We start from the raw sequence: 18,575 nt of genomic DNA, 5'->3' as shown, positions 1-18,575 counted from the left end.
GAAGAGGTCCCCGGGTAGTGGAGCTGAACAGGACAAAGCCTGACATGCCCGGATACCGCTCCCAAGGCCGTGCGACCAGCTTCACACCGCGGCGTCACGCCTGTGGATGAGGAAATTCAGACCAGAGGATGATGATCGTTGACAACCACACAGGGTTGTGTGACGTCAAGTAAGTACAGCTGTCGATCCCCTGTGTGTACCGCGAAGGACCAGAATGGCAAACCCAGTGAGCCGAGTCGCGCCGTGGAAGGCGAGGGCCGGCGGGATCGTCGCCACCCTCGTGCAGCTCGCGGCCGTGTTCTCGGTGATCCTCCTGCTCGCCGGCGGTGTGAAGGGGCCGGTGCTCAGGACGGGTGACATCGCCTTCTCGGCCTTGAGCATCCCGACGAACGCGAGCCTCGTGATCGTCCTGCTGCTCGTGGTCCTCGGTGCCGCGCTCCGCCGCCGCAAACGAGCGGCTCTCTACACGCTTCTGCTGTTCCAGGTCGGCGGCCTGGCGGTGACGCTGGCCTTCCAGGCCGCCCTGCTGTGGTCGCCCGAGCTGCTGAAACTGGGTCCGTGGCAGGTCCGGCACATCCCGCATCAGGTGTGGGTGCTGGCCATCGCCGACCTGATCTCGATCGGGATGATCGCGTTCCTCTGGATCCTGCGTCCCGCGTTCCCCGCCCGGCTCGCGCCCGGCGCCTGGCGTGACGGCTTCACGGTGCTGTTCGGCGGCTTGGCCGCGGTCATCCTGGTCGGCTGGGGCTTGAGCGAAGCCTTCCCCGGCCGTCTCGCCGACACCTGGGCGCGGTTCGCCTGGGTGGTCAACCACACGACCGGGGAGAACATCCAGCTGCGCCGGGTCGGCATCGGCGAAGGGCCCGCCTGGCTCGATCTCGTGCTCGACCTCAGCGCCACGGCGGTCGCGACGGCCGCGCTGTACACGCTCTTCCGCGGCGTGCGCAGCCGTCGCTTGAGGACAGACGAGGAAGAACTTCGCGTACGCCGCCTTCTGGCCGAACACGGCGAAGACGACTCCCTCGGCTATTTCGCCACCAGGCGCGAGAAGAGCGTCGTCTTCTCGCCGAACGGCCGCGCCGCCGTGGCCTATCGCGTGCTCGCGGGCACCAGCGTCGCGAGCGCGGATCCCATCGGCGATCCCGACGCCTGGCCCGACGCGGTCCGCGCCTGGCTGAACGAGGCGCGCACCTACGGCTGGACGCCGGGCGTGCTCGGCGCGAGCGAACACGGCGCGAAGGTCTACGCCGACGCGGGTCTGCGTGCCCTGGAGATCGGCGACGAAGCCGTCCTCGACGTCCGTGACTTCAGCCTCGCCGGGCCGGAACGCCGCTCGGTCCGACAAGCGGTCAAACGGATCGAAAGGGCCGGATACAGCACGAAAGTCCGGCGGCACAGCGAAATCCCGGCCGACGAAATGGCGGGGCTGTTACTGCACGCGCAGCAATGGCGTGGCGCGGAGACCGAACGCGGGTTCTCGATGGCGCTCGGCAGGCTCGGCGATCCGAGCGACGGCCGCAGCGTGATGGTGGAGGCGTACGACGCCAAGGGCGAGCTTCGCGGCATGCTGTCGTTCGTGCCGTGGGGCCGTCGCGGCCTGTCGCTCGACCTGATGCGGCGCGACCGCGACGCCGAGAACGGGCTCAACGAGTACATGGTCGCCGAGGTCGTCGCGGCGAGCTCACACCTTGGCGCGCAACGGATTTCACTGAACTTCGCGATGTTCCGCGCGGTCTTCTCCGAGGGGGAGCGGATCGGCGCGGGTCCGGTGTTGCGCGCCTGGCGCGGCGTGCTCAGTATGGCGTCGCGGTTCTTCCAGCTGGAATCGCTCTATCGGTCCAACGCCAAGTACGGGCCCGACTGGGAGCCGCGTTTCCTGTGCTATTCCTCGGCTCGACGGCTGCCGCGGGTCGGTATCGTCGCTGGCGCGCTCGAAGGATTCGTCCCGACAGGACGATCGGCGCGGGCGCTGAAACTGGAGACTGTCACTGAGGATTTCGTCGCCGAAGTCCACCGTATCGAAGCGAACGCGGCCACTCCCGCGCCCAAGGAGGTACGACGCCCCGACCAGGTCCGTGTGCGGATGGCGAAGCTGGATCGCCTGCGGGAAGCCGGGATCGACCCCTACCCGGTCGGTTTCGCCCGGGAAGATCTGCTCGGCGACGTCGTCTCGAAGTTCGGAGACCTGGGCCCGGGCACCCACACCGGTCATCGGGTCCGCGTCGCGGGCCGGGTGCTCGCGATGCGCAACCTCGGCGGGCTTTGTTTCGCGAGGGTCAAGGATTTCAGCGGCGAGATCCAGCTGATGCTCGACGCCTCGGTGCTCGATCTCGGCGGTTGGCGGCGAGGCGTCGACCTCGGTGACCATGTCGGCGTGAGCGGGCAGGTCGTGACGTCGCGGCGCGGTGAGCTTTCCGTGCTCGTCGACGAATGGACCGTGACGGCGAAGAGCCTGCATCCGTTGCCGGACAAGCGAAAAGGCCTCACCGACCCGGAGACGCGGGTGCGGCAGCGGTACCTGGACCTCGCGGTGAACCCGGACTCGACGGCGATGCTGCGGATGCGTTCGACCGTCGTGCGCGCGGTGCGGGAACGGCTGCACCAGGGCGACTACCTCGAAGTCGAGACGCCGATGTTGCAGACCGTGCACGGCGGCGCCAACGCCCGCCCGTTCATCACGCATATCAACGCCTACGACATGCGGATGTACCTGCGGATCGCGCCCGAGCTCTACCTGAAGCGGCTTTGCGTGGCGGGCGTCGAGCGCGTCTTCGAGCTGAACCGGAATTTCCGCAACGAGGGTGTCGACGCGACGCACAACCCCGAATTCACCATGCTGGAGGCATATCAGGCGTATGCCGACTACAACACCATGCGGACCTTGACGCGCGAACTCGTGCAGTGCGCCGCGGAGGCCGCGTACGGCGCGCAGGTGGTTCGCCGTCCGGGGCCGGACGGGAAGGTCGTCGAGTACGACATTTCCGGTGACTGGCCGGTGATCCCGGTCCACGAAGCCGTCTCGGCGGCGCTCGGGGAGAAGATCGACGCGAGCACCTCCGTCGCCGAACTCCAGCGGCTGTGCCGCGCGGCCGGCGTGCCGGTGAACGAGGACGCCGGGCACGGCGATCTCGTGCTGAAGGCACACGAGCACCTGGTCGAAGGCGCGACCGTGCTGCCGACCTTCTACACCGACTACCCGACCGACGTCTCGCCGCTGACCCGGCAACATCGCGTGGACCCGCGGCTGGCCGAGCGCTGGGACCTGATCGCGTTCGGCTCCGAGGTCGGCACGGCCTACACCGAGCTGACCGACCCCCTCGAGCAACGACGGCGGCTGGAGGCCCAGTCGCTGCGCGCCGCGAGCGGGGACGTCGAGGCGATGGAGCTGGACGAGGACTTCCTGCTCGCGCTCGAACACGGGATGCCGCCGACCGGCGGGCTCGGCATCGGCGTCGACCGGCTACTGATGATGCTGACCGGGGCGTCGATCCGGCAGACGGTGCTGTTCCCGTTCGTGCGGCCGCAGGGGTAAGTGGTAGCGAAGGTCCCTTGCTCCCTTCCGGGCCGAATCGCCCCAGGAAGCGCGTGCCGGATGCCATGATCCTCTTCCCAACGGAAGGAGCCATCATGGCTGGAAACGTTCCCCCGGTCGCCGACGAGCGCGAAGGACTCCTCGCGTACCTCGAGCAGCAGCGCCACGTCCTGCGCATCGCCGCGCACGGCCTCACCGAAGAACAGGCCAGAGCCGTCCCGACCAGAAGCTCACTGAGCGTCGGCGGCCTGATCAAACACACCGCGTTCACCGAAGACGGCTGGATCGACATCCTCCTTCAGAAACCCTCGAAGCCGATGGACGAGGCGATGAAGGAGTACGAAGCCGGCTACGTGATGGCTGACGGCGAGACGCTCGAAGACGTCTTCGCGCGCTACGACGAAGTCGCCCGCCGTACCGCGGACGTCATCGCGGGTATCGCCGACCTCGGCCAGCCGGTCCCGGTGCCCAAGGGCGTGCCCTGGTACCCGCAGGACGTCGACGCGTGGTCGGTCCGCTGGGTGCTGCTCCACCTCATCGAGGAGACCGCGCGGCACGCCGGGCACGCCGACATCATCCGCGAGCACATCGACGGCGCGACGGCGATCCCGTTGATGGCCGCCGCGGAAGGCTGGCCGGAGACACCTTGGCTCAAGCCCTGGTCGCCGGGTCAGAGCGACTAGAACCTAGAACAAGGTCGGTTCGTCCGCCAAAGCGCCTTCGATGACCAGCATCCGGCGCTTGGTGGCGACCCCTCCGCGCGCGGAGAAGCCGCCGTCCTTGCCGCCGGCGGCGAGGACGCGATGGCACGGAACGATGATCGGGACCGGGTTCCGGCCCATCGCCTGCCCCACGGCCTGCGCGCCGCCGGGCATGCCGAGGATGTTCGCGATGTCGCCGTAGGTCAGCGTCTTGCCCGCGGGGATCGTGCGGATGAATTCGTACACGCGGTGGTGGAAGTCCGGTACTCCTTCGTAATCGAGTTCGACGCAGGTGAGGTCCGTGCGCTTGCCGTCCATCAACGAGACGATCCCGTCGATCGCGCGCTGGATCTCCTCCGGTGGTGTGGATTCGGTCGCTTGGGGAAGGCGCGCGGTCAGCCGCGCCCTTGTCTTCTCTTCACTGCCCTCGGGGAGCTGGACCGCGATGACCCCGCGTTCCCTCCACGCGATGCCGCAGTCACCGATCGCGGTGCCGAACACGGAGTAGCCCGGTGCCGTCATGAGCCCAGGGTACGAGAGTGGTCCGACAGTTTCGGATCCATCGCCAGGCCGCGGTGCCGCCGGAGCCGTCGCTGCGGTAGGAGTATGGACATGAGCGACCTCGTGCTTGATCACCTCGTCTACGCCGGGCCGGACCTCGAAGAGGCCGTCGAGCGCGTCGCCGAGCTGACCGGCGTCACGCCGGTACGCGGCGGAAGGCATGTCGGTTTCGGTACGGCCAACTACCTGGCCGATCTGGGCGCCGGTGCCTACCTCGAGGTGGTCGGTCCCGATCCGGATCAGCCCGAGCACATCGGGCCGCGTCCGTTCGGCATCGACGAGCTGACCGCTCCCGCCCTGATCACCTGGGCGGCGCGTGTGGACGGCATCGACGAGGCGATCGCTGAGGCACGCCAACGCGGCTACGACCCGGGCGAAGCGTCCGAGATGTCGCGGACCACAGACGACGGCGAACTGCTGACCTGGCGTCTCACCGGTGCGGGCGGGCTCGACGGGCTCGCGCCCTTCCTCATCGACTGGGGGAGCACCCCGCATCCGACGACGCGGGGGCTCCCGTCGATCCCGCTGCTCATGGTCACCGGCGTCCACCCCGAGCCGGCCGCGGTCGAAGCCGCGGTCCGCGCGCTCGGGATGGACATGCTCGTCCGGCGTGACGAGAAGCCCGGCCTGGTGGCCGTGCTGACGAACTCAGCCGGGAAGCAGGTCGCGCTGAGCTGAGCGGGTCACGACGGTGCCCTCCCGCCAGCCGTTGGTCATCGGCAGCCGCCGGTCCCGCCCGAACGCCTTGAACGTGATCTTGGTGCCCGGCGGATATTGGCGGCGCTTGTATTCGGCCTTGTCGACCATCCGCACCACGCGGTCGATGGTCTCCGGCTCGAAGCCCGCGTCGACCAGGTCGACGTAGCCGCGGTCTCCCTCGATGTAGTCGTCGAGGATGTCGTCGAGCATCAGGTAGTCGGGCAGCGAATCGCTGTCCAGCTGACCCGGGCGCAGCTCCGCGGACGGCGGTTTGGTGATCGAGTTCTCCGGGATCGGCGGGGTTTCGCCGTTCTTCTCGGCTTCCTTGTTGCGCCACTTGGCCAAGTGCCAGACGTGCGTCTTGAACAGGTCCTTGATCGGCGCGAAAGCCCCGACGGCGTCGCCGTAGATCGTCGAGTAGCCGACGGCGAGTTCGGTCTTGTTGCCGGTGGCGAGCACCAGGTGGCCGTCCTGATTGGACAGCGCCATCAGCAGCATGCCGCGGACACGGGCCTGGATGTTCTCCTCGGCGAGCCCGGTCAGCTGAAGCTGCTCGACGTAGACCTTGACCATGTCCGCGATCGGTTCGACGCGATAGTGCGCGCCGATCCGGCGGGCGAGGTCTTCGGCGTCGCCCTTCGAGTGCTCCGAGGAGTACTCCGAAGGCATCGAAACGCCGTAGACGTTGTCGCCGCCCAGCGCGTCGGCGGCCAGCGCCGCCACGACCGCCGAGTCGATGCCGCCCGAGAACCCGAACGTCACCGACGAGAAGCCGTTCTTGTGCACGTAGTCGCGCAGACCGACGACGAGCGCGTGCCACACCTCGGCTTCGTCCGACAGCGGCTCGCTGATCGCGGACTCGGTGCTCGGGGTGTACGCCGGGACCGGGTCTTCGCTGAGCACGCGGCGCTTGACCCGCAGGCCTTCGAACTCGCCTTCGGCGGTGTGACCGCCGGCGACGAGATCCGTGTCGACGACGAGCAGGTGCTCGACGAACTGCGGCGCGCGCGCCAGCAGCCGGCCGTCCGCGCCGACCACGATCGAGTCGCCGTCGAAGACGAGGTCGTCCTGACCGCCGATCTGGTTCGTGTACACCAGCGGCGCCCCGGCCTCGGCCGCGCGGCGGGCGATGAGCGGCAGACGGATGTCGTCCTTCGCGCGCTCGTAGGGCGAGGCGTTGGGCGCGACCACGAGGTCCACCCCGGCCTTGCCCAGCGCGGAGATCGGGCCGCCGTCCTGCCAGACGTCCTCGCAGATCACCATGCCGACGTCGACGCCGTGGAAGCGGACGATCTCGAGCTCCTGGCCCGGCTTGAACCAGCGGTGCTCGTCGAAGACGCCGTAGTTGGGCAGATGGTGCTTGAACTGGCGTGCGACCACTTCGCCGCGGTACAGCGCGGCGGCCGCGTCGCGCGGGCCGGTCTCGTCCAGGTCGAGGTACCCGATGTAGGTGAGCACCTCGCCACAGCCGGCTTCTTCGAGCCGCCGGGCGAGAACTTCGACCATCTGCTTCGAGGCGGAGGCGAAGGTCGGGCGGAGGGAGAGGTCCTCGACGGGGTAACCGGTGAGGGACATCTCCGGGAAGACGACGATGTGGGCGCCTGCTTCGGCGGCCTTGCGAGTCCACTCGACGGTGAGCTCGGCGTTGCCTTCGAGGTCGCCGACGGTGGTGTTGACCTGGGCCAGTGCGATGCGCAGTTGCGGCATGCCGACATTCTCACCCACCGGCGTCCGCGGGGACGACCGGATGTGCCGAATCGCCCACCCGGGTGCGGCCGGTGCGAAAAGAGAGCGGGGGACCTTTGCTACCGCTCTCCCGAAGAGAGTGACAGCAAAGGTCCCCCGCTCCCCGCGCGCTACTTGCGCTTGATCATGCTCCGCACCTTCTTGATGGTCTGCTCGAAGTCGGAGTCGAACGGGTTGTCGTGCACCAGGTACGTCCACGTCGTGTTCGCCCGCCGCACCCCCGCGTCGCCGAGGTCGATGCCGTTGTCGGTGATCTCGGCCTCTTCGAGCGTCTTCGCCGCCCGCTCGGCCGCCTCCGGGATGATCTTGTGGAACTCGGGGATCGCCGCCCGGTGGAACTCGTCGATCGGCGTCTCCCGCGCCAGCGCCCGCAGGTGGATGCTCTCCCGCACGTCGGTCAGGAACGCCAGGTGGTCCGACCACAGCTGGTCGATGTGGAACAGCAGCACCTCGCGGCTCAGCTGCTCGACGCGAGCCTCGTCGTCGACCTTCTCCGAAAGCTCCTTGAACTTCTCCGGGTGCGCCTTCTCCAGCACCTCCGCCGCGTGCGCCGTCCGCAGCACCTTGTCCCGGTGCTCCAGCAGCTCGCCGCGCTGCCGCTCGATCAGCCGCGTGTAGCGCCAGGTGTTCCGGTGGATCTCCAGGTCGACGCCCTCGGCGACGCGCTGGGCGTGGTTGATCTGCCGCAGCGCCGCCGGGTCGACGATCTCGCCGCTGCCCACGTCCGAGCTGATGCCCTCGGGGATGTCCGGCGCGTTCGACAGCACGAGCTCGTCGTTCAGGCTGGCGAAGAACACCGCGCTGCCCGGGTCACCCTGTCGCCCGGACCGGCCGCGCAGCTGGCCGTCCAGCCTGCTCGACGGGTAGCGGGCGGTGCCGATCACGTGCAGGCCGCCCAGCTCGACGACCTCGTCGCGGCCGTCGCCGTCCTTGCCGCCCAGCCGGATGTCGGTGCCTCGGCCCGCCATCTGGGTCGAGACGGTGACCGCGCCCTTCTTGCCGGCGTCGGCGATGATCGCGGCCTCCTCGGCGTCGTTGCGCGCGTTGAGCACGACGCATTCGAGGTCGACCTTCGCCAGCTTCTCGGCCAGCTCTTCGGATTCGGCGACGTCCTGGGTGCCGACGAGGATCGGCCGCCCGCTCTCGTGCACCCGCCGGATCTCCTCCTCGATCGCGCGCAGCTTCTGCGACGGCGACCCGAAGATCCGGTCCTCCTGGTCTTCACGGATGTTCGGCGTGTTCGGCGGGATGACCGCGACCTCGAGCTTGTAGAACTCGCGCAGCTGTTCGGCGACCGCGACCGCGGTACCGGTCATGCCCGCGACCTCGGGATAACGCGCCAGCAGCGCCTGCACGGTGATCGAGTCGAGGATCTCGCCCCGGTCGGTCGCCTTGACCTGCTCCTTCGCTTCGACGGCGGCCTGGAGGCCGTCCGGCCAGCGCTGAAGTTCGGCGACGCGGCCGCGCGCGGCGTTGATCAGCTGCACCTTGCCGTCGCGCACGAGGTAGTCGACGTCGCGGGTGAGCAGCGCGTGCGCGTGCAGCGCCACGTTCACCGCGGGCAGCCGGTCCGAGCCCGTCTCGTCGTAGAGGTTGATGTCGTCGCCGAGGGCCTTCTCGACCACCGAAGCGCCGGCCTTGGTCAGCCAGGCGTTGCGGCCGTCGGCGTCTGTCTCGTAGTGGAGCCCGAGCCGCAGCCGCCGGACGATGTTCGCGACCTCTTCGTCGGCGTCGGTGTGGTCGATCGATCCGGCCATCACCAGCGGCACGCGGGCCTCGTCGACCAGCACCGAGTCGGCCTCGTCGACGATCGCCACCTCCGGCTCGCGCTGGACGAGGTCCTCTTCGCGCGTCACCAGGCGGTCGCGCAGCACGTCGAAGCCGATCTCGCTGACGGCGCCGTACGTGACCTCCTTCGCGTACGCCTCGCGGCGCTCGTCGCGGGAATGCGCGGGCTCGACCCAGCCGACGGAGACGCCGAGCAGGGCGTAGATCGGGCCCATCCACTCCGCGTCACGACGGGCGAGGTAGTCGTTCACCGTGACGACGTGGACGTGCTTCCCGCGCAGGGCGTACCCGGCGCCGGCCAGCGCACCCGCCAGCGTCTTGCCCTCACCGGTCTCCATCTGCACGATATGCCCGCTGAGCAGGCCCATCGTGCCCAGCAACTGGACATCGAAGGCACGCTCGCCGAGTGCCCGCCGCGCGGCCTCGCGACCGAGCGCGCAGACCTCGATCAGCTGTTCGTTGCCGAAGGAAGCGGCGTCCCGAAGCTTGCCGGCCCGCTCTGTCAGCTCCTCGTCGGAGAGCTTCTCCAACTCAGGCTCGAGCTTCTCGATGGCCGGCAGCAGCGCTTCGTAGCGGGTCAGCTCGACGCTGCCCGGCCGCTGGATGATCCGGCGCAGCTTCTTGCCCACCCGGCTGATCAGTGCTGCCACCCCTGTGCTCCCGTCTGCTCTTCTGCCGTCCGCACCCGTATCACCAACGCAGTGGTGGTGCGGCCGAGTTCCACGGCCGATGGCACGATCCAACCGTGTCCACTCATGTCAGCGCCAGGTCCCGTGCCCGTCGATTCGCCGCGATCACGCTGTCCGGCCTGCTCGCGGTCACCGTCGCCGCGTGCTCGTCGGGAGAGGGTAGAACCCAGCCGCCGCCTCCGGCCACCGAGTCGCACGCTCCGACCGGACCGGTGCCCGCCGGACTGGAGAAGTTCTACGGACAGAGCCTGACCTGGGCCGACTGTGCACCCTACGCGACATCCGATGACGCGAAAGCGGCGTTTCGAGTGAAGGACGCACAGTGCGCCCGGCTCACCGTCCCGCTCGACTACGCGAAGCCCGAAGGCGACTCGATCACGCTCGGCCTGCTGCGCCGCAAGGCGCTGGATACCGACGAAAGGATTGGGGCGCTCGTGGTCAATCCCGGCGGCCCCGGCGCTTCCGGGATGCAGGCCGCGGCCGGTCTCGCCTCCCGGACGGCGACGAACGAGCTGGGCAAGCGCTTCGACATGGTCGGTTTCGACCCGCGCGGCATCGGCGCGAGCCAGCCGCAGGTCCGCTGCCTGACCGACGCCGAACGCGACGCGGACCGCGCGGACGACAGCGAGACCGACGGCTCACCCGAGGGGGTGAAAAAGCAGGAGGCCGAGTCCCAGGACTTCGCGGCGAAGTGTGCCGAGCGGACCGAACACGGCGCCGCGATGCTCGCGAATCTGGGCACGCGTGACGTCGTCAAGGACATGGACATCCTGCGGTCGGTCCTCGGCGAGCCGAAGCTGAACTATCTCGGCTACTCCTACGGGACGCGGATCGGGTCCGCCTACGCCGAGGCGTTCCCGGCGAACGTCCGCGCGCTGGTGCTCGACGGAGCCGTCGACCCGGAGCAGGACGCGGTGGAGTCGCTGGTCGGGCAGGGTCAGGGTTTCGGCAAGGCGTTCGGGGAGTTCTCGAACTGGTGCGCCGCGCGTGAGGACTGTGCGCTGGGGCGCGACGCCGCCGGCGTGACGAAGGCGTTCCAAGATCTGGTGCGGCCCCTGATCGACTTCCCGGTGCCGGTCAGCGACGGCCGGAAACTGTCGTACGAGGACGCGACGACGGGCGTGATACAGGCCCTCTACCAGGAAGATCTCTGGGAACCGCTGAACTCCGCGCTCAACGACCTGAAGCGCCAGCGCGGCGACGGCCTGGAGAAACTGGCCGACCTCTACAACGAGCGCGGCGCAGACGGCCGCTACGGGACGACGCAGGACGCCTTCGTCGCGATCCGCTGCGTCGACGACCCCCGGGTCACCGATCCGGCGAAGATCCTCGACGCGCAGAAGCGGTACGCGCAGGCGGCGCCGTTCCTCGACGACGGCAAGCCGGACGGGGCCGCGCGTGACTCCTGCGCCTTCTGGCCCGTGCCGAACACCTCGGAACCGCATCAGCCGAACGTCGAGGGCCTGCCGAAGACGCTGGTCATCTCGACCACGAACGATCCGGCGACCCCGTATCAGGCGGGCGTCAACCTCGCGAAAGCGATCAAGGGAGCTTTGCTCACGTTCGAGGGGAACCAGCACACGGTGTTCCTCCAGGGCGTGTCGTGCGTCGACCAGATCGGCATCGACTACCTGGTGAACGGCGCCCTGCCGGACGAGGGCACGCGCTGCGCGGCCAAATAACGAGTTCGGCGCGAAGGGCCTTAAGCGGCCGGGACGCTGCGAAGATCGCGAGATGAGCCTTCGCCGCGTCCCGGCCGTGCTCGTTGTCGCCGTGCTGGTCGCCTCCTGCACGACGCAGCAGCCACAGCCCGCGCCGTCGGTATCGCCGACCACCACTGCGTCGCCGACTCCGGACCCGAAGGCACTCGAGAAGTTCAGCAAGCAGAAGCTGGCGTGGGGCGCGTGCGCGTCGTTCAAGGACAAGGCGTTCGACTGCGCGAAACTCACCGTGCCGCTCGACTACCTGAAGCCGGACGGCGAAACGATCTCGATCGGCGTCCTCCGGCACAAGACGAAGAGCTCCGGCAGGCGCATCGGCTCCCTCGTGCTCAATCCGGGTGGCCCCGGTGGCTCGGGCGTCTCGGCCGCGGCGCGGATCGCGAAGTCGCGGCCCGCGGCGGCGCTGGCCGAGCGCTTCGACATCGTCGGATTCGATCCGCGGGGCGTCGGGTCCAGCGAGCCGAAGCTCGTCTGCCTCACCGATGCCGAACGCGACGCGGACCGCGCGGAAGATTCGGAAAGCGACTCCACGCCCGCCGGGATCGCGAAGCAGCTCGCCGACGCCAAGTCGTATGCCGCGAAGTGCGCCGAGCGCACGAAGCACGGCACAGAGCTTCTCGCCAACATCGGGACCAGGGACGTCGTCCGCGATCTCGACGTCCTGCGCTCGGCCCTCGGCGACGAGAAACTCACCTACCTGGGCTTTTCGTACGGGACGCAGATCGGGACCGCCTATGCCGAGGCCTACCCGGACAAGGTGCGGGCGCTGCTCCTCGACGGCGCGGTCGATCCCGTGCTCGACACCGCCGAATCGCTGGTCACACAGATGGCCGGCTTCCAGAACACGTTCGCCGAATTCGGCAAATGGTGCGCGGCTCGCACGGACTGTGCGCTCGGCCGTGACGCGGGCGCGGTGACGAAGGCGTTCCAGGACCTGGTCCAGCCGCTGATCGCCGACCCGGTGCCCGCGGGGAACCGTGAGCTCTCGTTCGAGGACGCCATCACCGGGACCAGCGCCGCGCTGTACTCGCGGGACGCGTGGAAGTTCCTCAACGACGGGTTCGCCGAGCTCAAGCGGGGAAGTGGCAAGACTCTGGTCGCGCTCGCCGACAACTACTACGGCCGCGAGCCCGACGGCCGGTACACCGGCATCCTCGACGTTTACTTCGCCGTCCGATGCGTCGACAGTGCGCGGATCGCCGACAGGCGCGTCATCGACGACGCTCACCAGCGGATGGCTTCAGGGCGCGCCGTTCCTGACCGGCGGCACGCCGGACATGAGCGAACTGGACATCTGCTCGGCGTGGCCGGTGCCCGCGACGTCGGAGGTGCACAAGCCGGACGTCGACGGCCTGCCGCGGCCCCTGATCATCTCGACCACCGACGACCCGGCGACCCCGTATGCGTCCGGCGTGAATCTGGCGAGGGACCTCAAGGGAGCTTTGCTCACGTTCGAGGGCGCGCAGCACACTGTCTTCCTCGACGGCAACGAGTGCGTCGACAGCGCAGGCCTCGCCTACCTGATCGATGGCGAACTGCCCGCCCCCGACACCCGCTGCTCCTAGCGGGGGAGCAAGGGACCTTTGCTACCACCGGGCCCTCTGACCAGGCATTTCCCGCCCAAAGGGAGCAGGGGACCTTTGCTACCGCCCGGCCCCCACGACCACCGCGTTATGCCTGGTCAACGCCAGCTCCAGCATCACCGCGAACTCCTCCGGCTTCGTCGGCGGCACCTGCAACCACACCCGCACCAGCCGCCGCGGCTCGTCCCGCGAAATCCACAGCTTCACGAACACGTCCGACTTGATCTCCGGCACGATCCCGCCGATCACCGCGGCCGGCACCTTCGCGGCGATCCGGAACGACTCGGTGTCCTGCACCCGCTCCCACCGCTCGCCCCGCAAGTCGGTCGCCCCGGTCAGCAGCCGCCGAAGCCCTCCTTCAGGCCCGAGCATCGCTTCAGGCGTGTACGGCGGCGAAGCCGGAATCACCCGCTCCCCACGGGGCCCACTGAGCGTGATCTCCGAGCCGGACAGCCGGTAGTCGACTTTCATCCGTTCGAAGTCGTCCTGCAGATCGGCCTTACCGACCGCACCACCCTCGAGGCTGACTTCGCCGTTGAGCCCGCGCACCGGCAACCCGGTGACGACACCGTTCACCCCGAGCGTGAACCGCACGCTGCGCAACGAGACGAAGGAGTCGGCCGCCGCGCTCACGTAGTCCTGGGCAGGCGGCAGCGGGGGAGACCCCGCGCAACCGCCGATGAGCCCGACCGTGAGCAGCAGCGCCGGCACGAGGTGACGGCAGCGCATGGCCAGAGCCTATGTCCATGGCCCGAATCTTGCGCACAGTGTCCTTCCGGCCGCTTTCGCCGAACGCCGCCGCCGATGACGCTGTATCCGTGCAAACCGAGACCCGTCTCCACCGCGCGTGGTTCGTCGCCGCCGCCGCGTTCATCGCCCTGCTCGCCGCGGCCGGCTTCCGCGCCGCCCCTGGCGTGCTCATCGACCCGCTTCACAACGAGTTCGGCTGGTCGCGCGCGACGATCGCGTCGGCCGTCTCCGTGAACCTCGTCCTCTACGGACTCTTCTCGCCCTTCGCCGCGGCTCTCATGGAGCGCTTCGGCATGCGACGCGTCGCTTCGACGGCGTTGTTCGTCGTCGCGATCGGCGCGGGCGGCACGGTGTTCATGAACGCGAGCTGGCAGCTCATCCTCTGCTGGGGCGTGCTGGTCGGCGTCGGCACCGGCTCGATGGCGATGAGCTTCGCCGCCACGGTCGCCGCCCGCTGGTTCGTCCGCAGCCGCGGCGTCGTCACCGGCGTCCTCACCGCGGCGGGCGCCACCGGCCAGCTGATCTTCCTGCCGATCGTGGCGAACCTCGCCGTCGACGAGGGCTGGCGGACGGCGTCGCTCGTCATCGCCATCGCCGCGCTGGCCGTCGTCCCCGTCGTTCTCCTGGTGGTCCGCGATCACCCGTCCGACGTCGGAACGACCGCTTACGGAGCGGAGCCAGGCGAAGTCGCTCCCGTCGCCCGCACGGGTGGTTCCGCCCGCCGCGCGCTGTCGGTCCTCGGTTCGGCGGCACGCACGAGGACGTTCTGGCTGCTCGCCGCCGGCTTCGCGATCTGTGGCGCCACGACGAACGGCCTGGTCAGCACGCACTTCGTGCCCGCGGCGCACGACCACGGCATGCCGCAGACGACCGCTGCCGGCCTTCTCGCCCTCGTCGGCATCTTCGACGTCGCAGGCACGATCGCCTCGGGCTGGCTCACCGACCGTGTCGATCCCCGGATCCTGCTCGGCGTCTACTACGCCCTTCGCGGCGTTTCGCTCGCTCTGCTCCCGCAACTGCTGAGCGGAACGGTGGAACCGAGCATGTGGGCGTTCATCGTCTTCTACGGCCTCGACTGGGTGGCGACGGTTCCGCCCACCGTCGCGCTCTGCGTCCGGCAATACGGCGCCGCCGGGCCGATCGTCTTCGGCTGGGTCTTCGCCAGCCACCAGCTCGGAGCCGGTCTCGCGGCCTTCGGCGCCGGCGCGATCCGCGACGCGTCGGGCAGCTACGCGCTCGCTTGGTACATCGCCGCGAGCCTCGCCGTGATCGCTTCGGTCGCTTCGCTGTCGATCACCAAGGCGGCCAAGCCCGAGCCGGTCCTCGTGGGGTGATCCACCACTTCCGGTCGATCGGCGCGTCGCGAAACATGTCGTTAACACGTTCTCGTTAGGGTGCGGCCATGGATCGCCAGCAGGAGTTCGTGCTCCGTACCTTGGAAGAGCGCGACATCCGTTTCGTCAGGCTCTGGTTCACGGATGTGCTGGGGTTCCTCAAGTCCGTCGCGGTGGCGCCGGCCGAGCTCGAGGGCGCCTTCAGCGAGGGCATCGGCTTCGACGGATCGGCCATCGAAGGATTCGCGCGCGTCTACGAGTCGGACATGGTCGCGAAGCCCGACCCCGCCACGTTCCAGGTCCTCCCCTGGGAGACCCCGGACGGCGGCCCGTACTCGGCGCGCATGTTCTGCGACATCGCGATGCCGGACGGCTCCCCGTCCTGGGCGGATCCCCGGCACGTCCTGCGCAGGCAGCTCTCGAAGGCTGGCGAAGCGGGCTTCACCTGCTACGTCCACCCCGAAATCGAGTTCTTCCTGCTCTCGAACCTGCCGGACGACGGCAGCGAGCCCGAGCCCGCGGACAACGGCGGCTATTTCGACCAGGCCAGCCACGCGACCGCGACGCACTTCCGCCGCCACGCCATCGAGACGCTCGAAGCGATGGGGATCTCGGTCGAGTTCAGCCACCACGAGGGCGCGCCCGGTCAACAGGAGATCGACCTCCGGTACGCCGACGCGCTGACCATGGCCGACAACGTGATGACCTTCCGTTACGTGGTCAAGGAGGTCGCCCTCACCCAGGGGGTCCGCGCGACCTTCATGCCGAAACCCTTCACCGACCAGCCGGGTTCCGGGATGCACACCCACGTGAGCCTGTTCGAGGGCGATCGCAACGCCTTCTACGACGCGGAAGACCCGTACGAGTTGTCCGCGACGGGCAAGGCCTTCGTGGCGGGGCTCCTGCACCACGCGAAGGAGATCTCGGCGGTCACCAACCAGTGGGTGAACTCCTACAAGAGGCTGATCAGCGGCAGCGAGGCCCCGACCACCGTTTCGTGGGGCCGGGCCAACCGCTCCGCGCTGGTCAGGGTTCCGATGTACTCGCCGGGCAAGGCGTCGTCACGCCGCGTGGAGATCCGCACGCTCGACTCCGCGTGCAACCCCTATCTGGCGTATTCGGTCATCCTGGCCGCCGGTCTGAAGGGCATCGAGAAGGGCTACGAACTCCCGCCGCCCGCCGAGGACAACATCTGGCAGCTGTCGGACGCCGAGCGCCGCGCGGCCGGGTATGCCCAGCTCCCGCAGAACCTCGGGGAGGCGCTGGCGGAGATGGAAAAATCGGAACTTCTGCCCGAAGCGCTCGGAGAGCACGTTTACGACTTCTTCCTTCGCAACAAACGTGTTGAATGGGATAACTACCGCAGCGCGGTGACCCCGTACGAGCTGCGGACCCTGCTTCCGGTTCTCTAGACGAAGGAGACCTGATGGTGCGGCGGCCGGTGTTCGGAGTTCTGACGGCGTTGGTCGCCGCGACCATCGCGGCGAGTGCCGCACCAGCGGCATCAGCCGCCGGGAAACCACTAGATCTCGACGCCGCCGACATTCCCGCGCTCCAGGCCCGGATGTCCTCCGGACGGCTGACCGCCGTCGGCCTGACCTCGGCTTATCTCGACCGCATCCACAAGGTCGACCGGAAGGTGAACGCGGTCATCGCGGTCAATCCGGCCGCGATCGCGCAAGCCGCGGAGAGCGACGTCCGGCGCCGCGCGGGCAAGACGCGCGGGCCGCTGGACGGCATCCCGGTCCTGGTGAAGGACAACGTCGACACCCGCTCTCAGCAGACGACGGCGGGGTCGCGCGCACTGCGCAGCAAGCCCGCGAAGGACGCGACTCTGATCCGCCGCCTGCGCGACGCGGGCGCGGTCGTCCTCGGCAAGGCGAACCTGTCCGAGTGGGCGAACTTCCGCGCCGCCAAACCCACTTCCGGGTGGTCGGGCGTCGGTGGACAGACGAACAACCCGTACGTGCTCGACCGCAACCCGTGTGGGTCGTCCGCCGGATCCGCCGCGGGCGTGGCCGCGTCACTCGCCCAGGTGGCGATCGGCAGTGAGACCGACGGCTCGATCGTCTGCCCGGCCGGGATGACCTCGACCGTGGGCCACAAACCGAGCCTCGGCCTGGTCAGCCGCACCGGCGTCGTGCCGATCTCGGCCGAACAGGACACCGCCGGCCCGATGGCCAGGCACGTCGTCGACGTCGCGCTGACCCTGTCCGCGCTCCAAGGCCGCGACCCGAGCGACCCGGCCACCGGCACGTACCCGCCGAACCAGCCGACCGACTACGCCGCGCACCTGCGGCCCGGCGTTCTGAAGGGCTCCCGGATCGGGCTCTGGCGCCTGCCGGTCCTCGGCCCGGACGTCGAAGCGGTGATGACGAAGACCAAGAATTCGCTGGTCAAAGCGGGTGCCGAGGTCGTCGAAGTGACACCGCCGTACCAGGCCAGGCTCGGCGAACTGGAGTTCCCGGCCCTGCTCACCGAGTTCCACCGCGACATCGATCGCTACCTGGCCACGCGCCCCGAAGGCCCGCGCGACCTCGCCGCGCTGATCGCCTACAACCGGTCCGACCCGCTGGAGCAGACCTGCTTCGCCGGGCAGGAACTCTTCGAACAGGCACTCGCCGCGCCCGGTCCGTCCGACCCCACCTACCAGGCGAACCGCCGCGAACTGACCGATCTGGCGAAACGCTCGATCGACGAGACCCTCGCGAAGTACCGGCTCGACGCCATCGCCGCGCCCACGAACCCTCCCGCCTGGAAGACCGACTGCAAGACCGGCGACAACGACGTGATCCCGTCGTCGACGCCGGCCGCGGTCTCCGGCTATCCCGCGGTGACCGTGCCCGCCGGCTTCGTCGGCGAGCTCCCGGTCGGGGTTTCGTTCATGGCGGGGCAGTGGACGGACGCCCGAGTGCTCGCCTACGCGGCCGACTTCGAACGCGTCGTCCCCGTCCGCAAACCGCCTCGCTACCTGAAGACCGTTGGATGACGGGGGTTTGTACCGGCTGACCTGCGGCGATGTCGTTAAGTGACCCCCCTGTTTTCGGGGGGTTCCGGGGCATGTAATCTTCTCTTCGTCGCCAGGAACACCGGGCCGCCGGGGCCGAAAGCCCCGAGGTCAGGAACCAGGGCCGAGCGGGTTGACACCGCGAACCGGACCAGGTAACGTTCAGCGTCGGCCCACGAGCGGCCGCCGACCCCCTACGACTAAGACCGTAGGATTCGGCATGCTCGACCAAAAGCTTGTGAATATCGCTTTGAAACAAAGCGTGTTGCTTGAGAACTCAACAGTGTGCTAGTGAACTAAGCCAGTAGAGCTTATATTTGAACCTCGTTTGAGGTTCCTTTGAGAGCAAGAAAATTTGCCTCGATCAAATTTGACATTGTTGGAGAGTTTGATCCTGGCTCAGGACGAACGCTGGCGGCGTGCTTAACACATGCAAGTCGAACGATGAAGCCTTTCGGGGTGGA

11 protein-coding genes, 1 rRNA gene and 1 pseudogene are annotated in these 18,575 nt (G+C 68.6%); 9 read left to right on the top strand and 4 right to left on the bottom strand.

Annotated features, from left to right (window positions below; genetic code table 11):
• Window positions 1-214 precede the first annotated feature (214 nt).
• Together lysX and ACSMFO_RS35220 are read left to right on the top strand one after the other, a co-directional pair.
• Window positions 215-3,532: a bifunctional lysylphosphatidylglycerol synthetase/lysine--tRNA ligase LysX gene (gene lysX, locus ACSMFO_RS35225; protein ID WP_436461963.1), complete on the top strand. Its 3,318-nt coding sequence runs from the start codon at window positions 215-217 to the stop codon at window positions 3,530-3,532.
• 95 nt (window positions 3,533-3,627) lie between these two features.
• Complete coding sequence (locus ACSMFO_RS35220) at window positions 3,628-4,215, top strand: DinB family protein (protein ID WP_038518815.1); 588 nt, start codon at window positions 3,628-3,630, stop codon at window positions 4,213-4,215.
• A gap of 3 nt (window positions 4,216-4,218) precedes the next feature.
• Here the strand turns inward: ACSMFO_RS35220 and ACSMFO_RS35215 are convergent, their stop codons facing one another.
• Window positions 4,219-4,755, bottom strand: a complete 537-nt coding sequence (locus ACSMFO_RS35215; RefSeq protein WP_436461962.1) for a methylated-DNA--[protein]-cysteine S-methyltransferase — start codon at window positions 4,753-4,755, stop codon at window positions 4,219-4,221.
• A gap of 90 nt (window positions 4,756-4,845) precedes the next feature.
• On the opposite strand from ACSMFO_RS35215, the gene ACSMFO_RS35210 reads away from it, so the two are divergent.
• Window positions 4,846-5,472 carry a VOC family protein gene (locus tag ACSMFO_RS35210; protein ID WP_037335714.1) on the top strand — a complete coding sequence of 209 codons (627 nt, stop codon included), beginning with the start codon at window positions 4,846-4,848 and terminating at the stop codon, window positions 5,470-5,472.
• On the opposite strand, the gene ACSMFO_RS35205 is transcribed toward ACSMFO_RS35210, so the two are convergent.
• Together ACSMFO_RS35205 and secA2 are read right to left on the bottom strand one after the other, a co-directional pair.
• Complete coding sequence (locus tag ACSMFO_RS35205; RefSeq protein ID WP_436461961.1) at window positions 5,443-7,200, bottom strand: NAD+ synthase; 1,758 nt, start codon at window positions 7,198-7,200, stop codon at window positions 5,443-5,445. The genes ACSMFO_RS35210 and ACSMFO_RS35205 overlap by 30 nt on opposite strands.
• 149 nt (window positions 7,201-7,349) lie before the next feature.
• Window positions 7,350-9,677 (bottom strand): accessory Sec system translocase SecA2, encoded by a 2,328-nt coding sequence (gene secA2, locus ACSMFO_RS35200; protein WP_436461960.1) that lies wholly within the window; start codon window positions 9,675-9,677, stop codon window positions 7,350-7,352.
• 149 nt (window positions 9,678-9,826) lie between these two features.
• Here secA2 and ACSMFO_RS35195 point away from each other — a divergent pair, with 149 nt between their 5' ends.
• Together ACSMFO_RS35195 and ACSMFO_RS35190 are read left to right on the top strand one after the other, a co-directional pair.
• Window positions 9,827-11,398 (top strand): alpha/beta hydrolase, encoded by a 1,572-nt coding sequence (locus tag ACSMFO_RS35195; RefSeq protein ID WP_436461996.1) that lies wholly within the window; start codon window positions 9,827-9,829, stop codon window positions 11,396-11,398.
• 52 nt (window positions 11,399-11,450) lie between these two features.
• Window positions 11,451-13,002, top strand: a pseudogene (locus ACSMFO_RS35190) (alpha/beta hydrolase).
• A 78-nt stretch (window positions 13,003-13,080) separates the two neighbouring features.
• On the opposite strand, the gene ACSMFO_RS35185 reads toward ACSMFO_RS35190, so the two are convergent.
• Window positions 13,081-13,749: an LppX_LprAFG lipoprotein gene (locus tag ACSMFO_RS35185; RefSeq protein ID WP_436461959.1), complete on the bottom strand. Its 669-nt coding sequence runs from the start codon at window positions 13,747-13,749 to the stop codon at window positions 13,081-13,083.
• An 89-nt stretch (window positions 13,750-13,838) separates the two neighbouring features.
• Here ACSMFO_RS35185 and ACSMFO_RS35180 point away from each other — a divergent pair, with 89 nt between their 5' ends.
• The 4 genes from ACSMFO_RS35180 to ACSMFO_RS35165 form a co-directional block, all read left to right on the top strand.
• Entirely contained in the window at window positions 13,839-15,104 is a 1,266-nt protein-coding gene (locus tag ACSMFO_RS35180; protein ID WP_038524345.1) for an MFS transporter, read from the top strand.
• A 68-nt stretch (window positions 15,105-15,172) separates the two neighbouring features.
• Window positions 15,173-16,516: a type I glutamate--ammonia ligase gene (glnA, locus tag ACSMFO_RS35175; protein ID WP_016331613.1), complete on the top strand. Its 1,344-nt coding sequence runs from the start codon at window positions 15,173-15,175 to the stop codon at window positions 16,514-16,516.
• Between the two features lie 14 nt (window positions 16,517-16,530).
• The gene (locus tag ACSMFO_RS35170) at window positions 16,531-18,093 is read left to right on the top strand and encodes an amidase (RefSeq protein ID WP_073847593.1); all 1,563 of its coding nucleotides are present in this window, start codon (window positions 16,531-16,533) and stop codon (window positions 18,091-18,093) included.
• 394 nt (window positions 18,094-18,487) lie between these two features.
• Window positions 18,488-18,575, top strand: a 16S ribosomal RNA gene (locus tag ACSMFO_RS35165); the annotation flags it as partial.

The organism is Amycolatopsis sp. w19, from assembly GCF_051373225.1.
In the GTDB taxonomy this organism is placed as follows: domain Bacteria; phylum Actinomycetota; class Actinomycetes; order Mycobacteriales; family Pseudonocardiaceae; genus Amycolatopsis; species Amycolatopsis japonica.
The sequence above is the reverse complement of the archived record's forward strand: the minus strand, read 5'-3'. Positions and strand labels throughout refer to the sequence as shown.

Excerpts from the sequence above, each read along its gene's own strand:
- lysX (WP_436461963.1), top strand. The coding sequence starts at position 215 with ATGGCAAACCCAGTGAGCCGAGTCGCGCCGTGGAAGGCGAGGGCCGGC.
- ACSMFO_RS35220 (WP_038518815.1), top strand. The coding sequence starts at position 3,628 with ATGGCTGGAAACGTTCCCCCGGTCGCCGACGAGCGCGAAGGACTCCTC.
- ACSMFO_RS35215 (WP_436461962.1), bottom strand. The coding sequence starts at position 4,755 with ATGACGGCACCGGGCTACTCCGTGTTCGGCACCGCGATCGGTGACTGC.
- ACSMFO_RS35210 (WP_037335714.1), top strand. The coding sequence starts at position 4,846 with ATGAGCGACCTCGTGCTTGATCACCTCGTCTACGCCGGGCCGGACCTC.
- ACSMFO_RS35205 (WP_436461961.1), bottom strand. The coding sequence starts at position 7,200 with ATGCCGCAACTGCGCATCGCACTGGCCCAGGTCAACACCACCGTCGGC.
- ACSMFO_RS35185 (WP_436461959.1), bottom strand. The coding sequence starts at position 13,749 with ATGCGCTGCCGTCACCTCGTGCCGGCGCTGCTGCTCACGGTCGGGCTC.
- glnA (WP_016331613.1), top strand. The coding sequence starts at position 15,173 with ATGGATCGCCAGCAGGAGTTCGTGCTCCGTACCTTGGAAGAGCGCGAC.
- ACSMFO_RS35170 (WP_073847593.1), top strand. The coding sequence starts at position 16,531 with ATGGTGCGGCGGCCGGTGTTCGGAGTTCTGACGGCGTTGGTCGCCGCG.